Annotated in this window: 6 protein-coding genes and 1 pseudogene; 5 read left to right on the top strand and 2 right to left on the bottom strand. The window is 47.8% G+C overall.

The genetic code is table 11. The features are described 5' to 3' along the window. The 5 genes and pseudogenes from B4G81_RS11005 to B4G81_RS10985 all read left to right on the top strand — a co-directional run. The coding region (locus tag B4G81_RS11005) for a carboxymuconolactone decarboxylase family protein (RefSeq protein WP_294082451.1) at positions 1–575 on the top strand (575 nt) is incomplete at its 5' end. An 88-nt stretch (positions 576–663) separates the two neighbouring features. Further along, a pseudogene (locus tag B4G81_RS11000) lies at positions 664–822 on the top strand (alpha/beta hydrolase); the annotation flags it as partial. A 16-nt stretch (positions 823–838) separates the two neighbouring features. Continuing rightward, complete coding sequence (locus tag B4G81_RS10995) at positions 839–1,948, top strand: alpha/beta hydrolase (protein WP_294082449.1); 1,110 nt, start codon at positions 839–841, stop codon at positions 1,946–1,948. A 12-nt stretch (positions 1,949–1,960) separates the two neighbouring features. Continuing rightward, entirely contained in the window at positions 1,961–2,467 is a 507-nt protein-coding gene (locus tag B4G81_RS10990; protein ID WP_294082446.1) for a cupin domain-containing protein, read from the top strand. After that, positions 2,439–2,630 carry a hypothetical protein gene (locus B4G81_RS10985; RefSeq protein ID WP_294082444.1) on the top strand — a complete coding sequence of 64 codons (192 nt, stop codon included), beginning with the start codon at positions 2,439–2,441 and terminating at the stop codon, positions 2,628–2,630. Before B4G81_RS10990 ends, B4G81_RS10985 begins: the two co-directional genes overlap by 29 nt. A 101-nt stretch (positions 2,631–2,731) precedes the next feature. On the opposite strand, the gene B4G81_RS10980 is transcribed toward B4G81_RS10985, so the two are convergent. Continuing rightward, a complete protein-coding gene (locus B4G81_RS10980; protein WP_294082442.1) occupies positions 2,732–5,221 on the bottom strand; it encodes a glycoside hydrolase family 3 N-terminal domain-containing protein in 2,490 nt (829 codons plus the stop codon). 75 nt (positions 5,222–5,296) lie between these two features. Beyond that, a complete protein-coding gene (locus B4G81_RS10975; protein ID WP_294082440.1) occupies positions 5,297–7,636 on the bottom strand; it encodes a glycoside hydrolase family 3 C-terminal domain-containing protein in 2,340 nt (779 codons plus the stop codon). Between the last annotated feature and the right edge of the window lie 5 nt (positions 7,637–7,641).

Raw genomic sequence — 7,641 nt, 5'->3', positions numbered from 1 at the left:
AGTTAAAAACAGAACTGAATGCCGGACTTGAGGCCGGACTTACTGTCAACCAGATAAAGGAAGCATTGGTACATCTTTACGCTTATTGCGGATTTCCCCGCAGTATCCGTGGACTGCAAACTTTCATGGAAGTGCTGGACGAAAGGAAAGCCAACGGCATTACCGATGAATTGGGTGCGGATGCCTCTCCCATAAACGATGATGGTAACAAGTATGAAAGGGGTAAGAAGATTTTGGGAGAACTCACCCGGACGCCCCAACCCGAAACACTTTCGGGATATTCGGCTTTTGCTCCGGCCATAGACTCTTTCCTGAAAGAACACCTGTTCGCAGATATTTTTGAACGGGATGTACTTACCTATGCAGAAAGAGAACTGGTGACAGTATCGGTAATCAGCTCGATTGGCAAGGCCGAGCCTATGCTGCGTTCGCATCTGACGATTTGCCTGAATGTAGGCCTTACCCCGGAACAATTAAATGAATTTGTCGAGATCATTCAATCGACCATAGGCAAGAAAGAGGGTAAATCTGCCCGGTCGGTATTGGATGATGTTCTTGGAAACAGGAAACAATAAAGGAAAGGGTTCGGAGTATATTTGCTCGACCAGCCCGGACGTGGCGAGGCAGGTAAAAGTTCCGTCGGGATTGGAAATGGCAAAGATCTGGGCAGCAACCATCAATAAGCACGGAGGTGATGCCACCGTGGTGCACCTACCGGAAATAGGAATCAAAGGCGATACGCTTTTTCCTTTCTCCGACTTGAACAACATTGAAATTGCCGACCAACTTTCCAAATGGTTAAAAGAAAAAAGATTGGATTAACATTAAAAGAAACAATATGAATCAAAATTTAAATTTCAAAGGAATGAAAAAAGTAACATCCATAATTGCAATAGCAACATCAATCGCAGCTACAGATGTGGCAGATGCGCAGTCCGTTCTGAATGAGCGTCAACAAAATCCTTATGGGCTCGTGTATGATGGGGCAATAACTCAAAACGAAAAGGGTAAAGTAAATATCCACCCTGTAACTTATGAAGTGAACGGGATTGAGATAGCAGCCAATGTATATACACCTGCCGACTATGATCCATCAAAGAAATATCCGGCAATAGCAGTTGCACACCCCAATGGAGGCGTAAAAGAGCAGGTAGCGGGTTTATATGCCCAACATTTGGCAGAGAATGGCTTTATTGCAATAACGGCAGACGCAGCCTACCAGGGTGCAAGTGGTGGACAACCCCGTAATGTGGATAAACCTGAAAACCGTGTTGAGGATATACACGGGATGGCAGATTACATTTCCCAATATAAAGGGGTTGATCCTGATAGATTGGGAGTACTCGGTATCTGCGGTGGCGGTGGTTATACGTTAAAAGCCACACAAACCGATAAAAGGTTCAAAGCGGTTGCGACGCTAAGCATGTTCAATTCCGGTATGGTAAGACGTAATGGCTTTATGAACTCACAATATGCAACAATACAGGAAAGATTGAAACAGGCATCCGAGGCAAGAGCGTTGGAAGCAGCAGGAGGAGAAGTGCGATATATCGGGGGTGGTCCTGCGGCTACGGATGAACAAATCGCTGCGATGCCGTTCGAGATGTACCGTGAGGGGGCTATTTACTACGAACGTACCCATGCACATCCCAATTCGGGAGCTTACCCCAACTCCGGAGGTGCTTATACGGTAAGCAGCCTGATTGATTTGATGGCTTGGGATGCAACCGATCAAATTGAACTGATTAACCAGCCTTTGTTGATGATGGCAGGTAGCAAGGCCGACAGCTATTATATGACAGACGACGCATTTAATAAGGCGATCAATGCGAAGAATAAAGAATTGTTCCTTATTAATGGAGCTACGCATATAGAAACATACTGGAAACCTGAATATGTATCACAAGCGGTAAAGAAACTGGTTAGCTTTTATCAAACCAACCTCTAAAAAAGAAATGTTATGCATAGATTAAATTTGATTTTTTCTGCATGTCTTATCGTTATCATGACGGCATGCAGCAACAAGTCCGGTAATACTGAAAGTACAATGAAAGATAGTAATGATGTTCAGCTAAATGCAATTTTTCCTAAAGGTGAAGAAATCAGCAACAACAACTTTGAGGGAGTTGCCTACCTGCAATGGTTGATGAACGATACCGAAAACTTCGACTGTACGCTTGGTAATGTAACATTTGAACCCGGATGCCGCAACAGTTGGCATTCTCATCCCGGCGGACAAATCCTGATTGTTATAGCCGGAGAGGGATATTATCAGGAAAGGGGCAAGCCTATCCAGCTAATCAAAAAAGGAGATATTATCCCTATCAAACCCGATGTAGTCCATTGGCACGGGGCAACACCCGACAGCCCAATGGAGCACCTCGCCATAGGAACCCGCAGCAATATGGGGCCTGCGGTGTGGTACGAACCGGTTAGCGATGAGGATTATTACAGCTATAACAAATAAAACTGTCGGAACGACAGCCATCATTCTTGATAAGATCAGACTAACAGCCATCGTCGGAGGGAACGAGGTTGTTTATCCTTTCATGGTTACAGAGGTGTATGTAATGATTGGCGGCAAGTGGAAATTGGGATCACTTTCGTTCACCCGGTTACTCGAACGTTAGAAGGTTTTTTTATTTTATTAGTCAAAAATAGAGCCATAGAAGGGTTGAAGTCCGCACTTCAACCCTTCAGCTACTAGTGAGCGGGAGCCTCCCTCTCGCAATTACCGATTGGGGGTTTCCCATTTTTTTGTATCTGTACAAATAATATCCACTATCTGGTCTCCCACCTGGATACGAAAATCGCCTTCCTCCAGGATCCATTTCCCATCATAGCCAACAAACGCGAGATCGGCCCCTTTTAACTTCAGGGTTACTGTTTTTGTCTCACCAGGGTTCAATGCCACCTTCTCGAATGCGCGAAGGCGACGAACATCAGGAGTCAAGGAGGCTACCCTGTCGCTGCTAAAGAGTAACACGCTCTCTTTACCTGAGAGATTACCGGTATTTGTCACATCCACCGTAAAAGTGAGTTCATCGTCAGAGGCAAACTCCGGGCGGTCCACCTTGAGGTCGCCGTATTCAAATGTGGTGTAGCTTAACCCATAACCAAACGGCCATTGCACCGAGACCTGCGCGTCGTAATTATACGCGCCCTCCATTTGCTGACCGATGTGCTCACTGGGCTTGTAGTCGTAGGTAATCAGTGAGTTGATCTCTTTGGGGTAGGTGAAGGGAAGCTTTCCGCTGAAGTTCACATCACCGGCAAGCAAGTTTGCCAACGCGTCACCGCCGTAGTTTCCCGGGAGCATGACATGGACAATGGCACTGGCCAGTGGCTCGATGTCAGCGATCAGGCGGGGCCGTCCTTCATTCAATACCAGGATGATGGGTTTACCCGTGCGGGCAAGCGCCGCTACAAGGTCGAGCTGATTCTGTGAAAGTGTGAGATTGGTCAAGTTACCCGGTGTTTCACAATAGGAATTCTCGCCAATGGCGGCGATGATGTAATCCACATTGGCTGCTGCGACTACCGCCTTTTCAATCTCGGGGGCGTTCTCTTCATGCCACAGGCCGCCCTGCTTGTAAGTAACCCCAGGTTCGTAGGTGATATTCTCGGCACCGAACTTGTTGGTGAACGATTCGAGAATGGTGTTGTGCCCCACCGCCAGCTCATCCGCCTTGTCGCCCTGCCAGGAGTAGGACCAGCCACCGTTGAGGGTACGCATGGAGTTGGCATTCGGGCCGGTAATCAGTATTTTTTTTCCCGCGGCCAATGGGAGTATGTTGTCTGAGTTTTTGAGTAACACCAACGACTCCTCGGCTGCCTTGAGGGCAACGGCCGCATGCTCATCACTACCAAAGAGGGGAAAATCCTTTAGGTCGTAATAGGGCTTCTCAAACAGGTTGAGACGGAACTTCATACGCAATACGCGGCGGACAGCATCATCGATGCGGCTCATCGCCACTTCACCTTCTTCCACCAGCTCTTTCAACAGGGTGCAGAAGTTCAAGTCGTACGGATCCATCGACATATCGATTCCGGCATTGATAGCAATCTTGATCGCCTCTTTCTTGTCTTTGGCAATACGGTCGCGTGTATATAAGTTGTTGATATCCGCCCAGTCAGTCACTATCACGCCGTCCCAGTTGAGATCTTCTTTCAACCATTCGGTCAGCAGTTCGTGGTTGGCATGGAAGGGGAGTCCGTTGTTTATCCCCGAATTTACCATGATAGAAAGGGCGCCCGCGTTTACCATCTCGAGGAAGGGTGCGAAATGCTTCTCACGCATGTCCTGCACGGTGATGGAGGAAGGAGTACGGTCTTTGCCGGAAACCGGCACACCATACCCCATATAATGCTTCATGCAGGCGGCTACGCTATTCTCCCCGATCCGGTTAGGGTTGTCGCCTTGAAAACCAAGTACCGATTCGCGTCCCATCTCGGCGTTCAAATAGCTGTCTTCGCCATAACTCTCCCATATACGGGACCAACGCGGGTCACGTCCCAAATCGGTCACAGGGGCATAGGTCCAGGGAATACTTCCCGCTTTTGTCTCGTAAGCAGAGATACGTGCTCCTTCACGCGTCAATTCCCGATTGAAGGCGGCGCCCATATTGATGCTTTGAGGAAAGAGGGTACCCCCCAGCGTATACGTGGTTCCGTGAATCTGGTCAACGCCATAGACACAAGGAATGCCGATTGCTTCCATCGATTTTTCCTGGATGCGTTGAATAATTTCCTGCCATTTCTCCGGCGTTTGCGCCACGCCGTTGGGCACATTCAGTATTGATCCCACCTTGTATTGGCCTATTACAGTTTCGAGTTTCTCTTCGTCGAGCTGGAATTCTTTGGCTCCTTCCACAGCCTGAATACGTTGATAAAGGGCCATCATCATCTCCTGTGAAGGCATCTCGTTTTCCAACGGAAAATCTTTTTCCAGCTGATAATCCCTGATAATCTTCTTCAGGTCGTTCACCGTCATTGTTTGAGGGTTGAGACCGGCAAAAGGATTGTTGCGTTTTTGGAGCAAGTCGATGGCCAGCTCGGTCATCTGTCCCACTTTCTCGTCGAGCGTCATTTTTTGTAACAGCGCCTCAATTTGTTGTTCCATCTGTTTGTCCCGTGGAATCGCGGGAGCAACGCGTGACTGGGCCGAGGCCGACCAGACCAGTCCGAGCAAAGCGATGGATAGTATTATTTTCTTATACATTTTCTTCGTTTTTATAAAAAAGAAGCACCTTGACACACTTTGAACATGGCAAGGTGCCCCATTCAGAAAAATGGATTATTTCTTTGTCAAGACAGTAAGGGGTTCCTGCAATTTCAAAATGTCATTTGTCTTTTCGGAAAAAGCAGTTACTTCTGCTTCCAATACGGCTTTGATATCACGAGAAGAAGCACCTACCAGAAATTTGTATGTCCCTGCATCCACTACCCAGGAAGAGGCAGATTCATCGTATGAGGCCAGGTCGCTCGCCTTTACTTTCATCGTGATGAGAGTTGTTTCACCGGGGTTCAACTCTTTGGTCTTTGCGAAAGCTTTCAATTCCTTTTCAGGTTTGTCTATCTTTTTACTCTTGGGCGCAGCAACATAAAGCTGAACAACCTCTTTCCCGGCAACTTTTCCGTTGTTTTTGATGTCTATGCTCACGATGTATTCTCCGTTTTCTTCTTTTATCGATGGATTGCCGTATTCAAAAGATGTGTAAGAGAGGCCGTAACCAAAAGGATAAGATACCTGTTTGTCGAAGCTGTCGAAGTAACGATAGCCAACGTAAATATCTTCTTCATAATTGGTATAATCCACATTCTTCACGTCATTTTTCTTACCTCCCTTATGGGTTATGTCGATGTTTGCTTTCTGATTGACAGGGAAGTTGGCAGAAGAGGCCGCATCCTCAAATTTTACGGGGAAGGTCATCGGCAGCTTGCCCGATGGAGAGGCTTTGCCACTCAATACGTCGGCTACGCTGTTTCCTCCTTCCTGACCGGCTTGCCAAGCGCAGAGAATGGCGTCGGGCAGGTTTTTCCATGAAGCAGTTTCAATCACTCCCCCGATATTCAATACCACCACTACTTGTTTTCCGGAAGCATGGAATACTTTGGTTACGTCTTGCAACAGCTTTAGTTCTTCATTACTCAGGTTGAAGTCGCTGGTTGTGCGATCTTCGAACTCACCGGACATTCGTCCCAAGGTAACCAACGCCACATCTGTATTGACTGCCTGTTTTTCAATCTGCTCGAGAGTTAGCGCCATTTCCACGGGACGGGGAGTCGGCATAAAATGTGCGAACTGATTGGAAGGATCCGGCGCATTCCGTTTATTTTCTTCCTCTATATATTGCTCGTATATCGGCTTCAGTGATTCATCTACTGTGTATCCCGCATTCTTCAATCCATCCAGCAACGATACGGTATATGCACGATTCACATTACCCGAACCGGTGCCCCCGGCTACGAAATCGTATGAGGTGCATCCGAACAATGCTACATTTTTAACGTCGGAGGACAGAGGCAGCACGGCATTCTCATTTTTCAATAAAACCATACCTTCGGTAGCCGACTGGCGTGTGATGGTCGCATGTGCTTTCAGGTCAGGATTGTTGGAGAATTTATATCCTTTGAAATTGGGTGTTTGCAATATCATTTCAAGAATACGTTTCACATTTTGGTCGAGGATGGTCTCATCGAGTCTGCCCTCATTCACCGCATTTACTATATCTTCAAACTGCTGATCGGTACCGGGTTGTAGCATGTCGTTGCCGGCTATCATTTGGGCGACGGCATCCTTGCCGCCGAACCAGTCGGTCATCACGATGCCGTGGAAGCCCCATTCGTCGCGTAATAATGTCGTCTGCAATTCCTTATTCTCTGAGGCGTATGTGCCGTTCACATAGTTATAGGAAGACATCACCGTCCAGGGTGCGGATTCCTTCACCGTGATTTCAAATCCTTTCAGATAGATCTCGCGCAAGGCACGGGGAGATACCCGGGCATCATTGGCCATGCGGTTTGTCTCCTGATTGTTTACCGCATAGTGTTTGACAGAGACGCCTACCCCGTTGCTCTGCACACCGCGCACGTACGCAGCGGCAATCTTCCCGGAGACCACAGGGTCTTCGGAGTAATACTCGAAATTGCGTCCACAAAGAGGATTGCGATGAATATTCAATGCTGGAGCGAGCAATACATCCGCTCCATACTCCAGGACTTCATTTCCTATCGCCTTACCCACATTTTCCACCAATTCCTGATCCCAGGTAGATGCCAGCAGCGTGCCAATGGGGAAGTGCGTGCAATAATAGGTGGCGGAATCACCTTCACGGGTGGGGTTGATCCGCAGTCCGGCAGGTCCGTCGGCCAAAACAACAGCCGGGATGCCAAGCCGTTCGATAGGGTAGGTGGTTCCTGCGGCTCCGGGTACCAAGCTGCGGGTTTCACCAATCACCGCATTTTCGCCTGTAAATCCGGCCATTCCGGTTCCAATTACCAGATGTGCTTTCTCTTCGAGGGTCATCGCGGCAATTACTTCATCGGTCGATGATTTTCCAAGTTGTGGCACGTTAGGTCCGCATCCCATTAAGGTGGAGGCGGCAAGTGTCATTGATAATATTTTTTTTTTCATATTTT

Origin of the sequence: Proteiniphilum sp. UBA5384, assembly GCF_002410825.1 — a bacterium.
In the GTDB taxonomy this organism is placed as follows: Bacteria; Bacteroidota; Bacteroidia; order Bacteroidales; family Dysgonomonadaceae; genus Proteiniphilum.
The sequence above is the reverse complement of the archived record's forward strand: the minus strand, read 5'-3'. Positions and strand labels throughout refer to the sequence as shown.